This window comes from Vibrio sp. Vb0937 (genome assembly GCF_033338855.1).
Map to the genome: position 1 here is coordinate 1 of NZ_JAWOTK010000066.1, position 2,538 is coordinate 2,538.

Annotated in this window: 1 protein-coding gene; it reads right to left on the minus strand. The window is 46.8% G+C overall.

The window, feature by feature from the left end; genetic code table 11:
- Nucleotides 1–2,538: response regulator (locus R7P67_RS23055; RefSeq protein ID WP_318086104.1), on the minus strand; the 2,538-nt coding region annotated here is incomplete at both ends.

A 2,538-nucleotide genomic window follows, 5' to 3' on the forward strand; every position in this document is an offset into this window, starting at 1 on the left:
GATCTTAGCTTCCGGAGCAGATTCTAGCTGTTCTAACAAACGACCTTGAGTTTCAAGAAGGCTTGCTTCGACGACAGCTCGCTGTCTAAGCTCTGACTCCAGCACTTTGTTTTCCATATGGCGCATTTCCGCTTTACTTGCTGTTAAATGCGCTTGGATACGTGCCGCCAATTCTTGTTTGTTGAATGGCTTCGATAAGTAGTCATTCGCGCCTGCTTCAAAGCCTCTCACACGGTCTTCTGTTTGGCTGAGAGCGGTGAGCATAATGATAGGTAGCTCAGCATGATCATAGGTTTCACGTAGTTCACTACAAACTTGGTAGCCGCTCATGCCGGGCATCATAATGTCGAGTAACAGCAGTTCCGGCTTTTCTTGTTCAACCAGCGCCAGCGTTTCTGGGCCATCTGAAACGGTACGAACGCGGTATCCTTCTAGGCGTAAGAAGCTTTCCAGTACTCGCAAGTTAACGGGTTCATCATCTGCGACGTAAAGCAGTGGGCCATCAGGGTTCTCGGGTAGCGATAAGTCGTCGCCATTTTCCAAATTAATCTCAGGAATTTGGAAGTGCCCACGCGCCACTAAGGTTTGAGTTGCTTGGATTTCCTCTTCGCTGGCCAATGGCAGTGTGAAACTAAACGTGGTGCCGACCATCGGCTGGCTGCTCACGTAAAGTGAACCGCCCATCAACTCAATCAGTTGGCGGCTAATCGATAGTCCCAGTCCCGCACCTTGACGATAGCGACTTGCATCTTGACCAGCTTGAATTAAAGGCTCAAAAATATGCTCAAGATGTTCTGCTGGAATCCCCTGACCAGTATCGACCACTTGCACGCGGACGTGATCGTCGACAATGGTAGCGGAAATGACGATCTTACCTTCTGAGGTGTATTTAATGGCATTGCCAATCAAGTTATACAGCACTTGCTCGAGGCGTTGAGGATCGGCCGAAACGGCTTTCAGGTCGGCTGGTACTTGGTTGATGATGCGAATGGTCTTATTGCCTAGCAGGTGATTAGAAAGCTCAAGCACCAAGCGTGTTGCACTGGCTAAGCTTACTGCCGATTTTTGTATATCCATGCTGCCATAGCGCATTTTGTGGTAATCCAATAAATCGTCTACGAGGTTAGCTAAGCGTTGACCACTTTTGATAATGATATCAAGTTGGTATTTTTGACTGGCGGGAATGACTCCATTTGCTCCTGACACAAGGGTTTCTGCTATCCCAACCATGCCATGTAGCGGTGTACGCAATTCGTGCGAGGTTGTTGCGAGGAACTCATCTTTCAGTTTATCAGCCAGTTGCAACTCATCATTTTGCTTTTGAATCAGCTTGATGTTGCTTTCAAGTTCTTCGTTTTGCTGTTTGATGGTTTGGATTTTTTCTCGAATCGAGCGCTGCATACGTTCGAAGCTGATAGCCAAGCGACCGATTTCATCTTTACGCTCGGTATTGAATGTCGTTTCGTCGAGGTCGCCAGCGGATACTTTCTCCGCCGCCCAAGTCAGCTTTAGCAGTGGTGATGTAATGAAGTTGGACAAATAATGCGATGCAATCACCACAAGAATGATCGCGATTAGCATGGCGATAACGAAGAGCTTTTCCAGTTGATGAATGCGTGAAAACGCCTCTTTTTCTGGAAGTTGAACCACGAGCGCCCATGTAATACCGCGTGTTTGAATTGGGGCAAATGCAGCGATAATTTCTTCGCCAAGTCCATTGGTGTAGGTGCCAACGTCGGTTTGTCCCGCTAAAGCTTTATCGATGACTTCAAGACTGTTTTGAATACTGTCTTGCTTGGTATTAATCGTACGTGGTTGCTGATCGCTGCCGACCAGTAGAGTGTTGATGGACGATTCACGGTTCTTATCTGCGATCAGCTTGGTAATGCCGTTGTTTGGTAAACGGAACATAGCATAGCTGTGCAAATAGCCTTGCTGAACGATAGGTGCACCAAGCCAAGCGACTTGTCGACCATGTTCCAGTTCAAAATCAGAAATAATGACGGGCGTATAATCTTCATTCACTTTGCGGCGTTCGTTGACGTCATCAGCTAGACGTTTAAAGGTTTTACCTAATGCCGAGTCTTTGTAGCGCCCCGTTAGTAGGTTAGTACCGTAGTTGTCGTCTTTGTTGATGGAATAAGTCACGTTGCCGTTAATATCGACCAGCAAAATATCATTAAAATCTGAGCGTTTGAGTAGCTCCAGATATGCCCAGTGATAACGTTTGTGGAGTAAGCGATAACGTTCACTGCCGACATAATTTGAGGACTCCGGCAAAATCGATGTTTTGATTTGGTCACCGCTGCCTTCGATATAACGTTGCTGAGCATTTTCACGTGCTTCTTCAATATCATTGCCTAAACGGCTAAATGCATTGACGAGGCCGTAAAAACGACCACCACTGGCATACGCGAGCTCAGAGCCTACAAATCCCATGACTTCGGTTTCTTGCGCTTCGAAGTAGTCGAGGATCTGTTGTTGTTTGGTATCACGAACAGAAAGCAGATGTGAAGTGCTCTGTTCTTGCAGATCTTT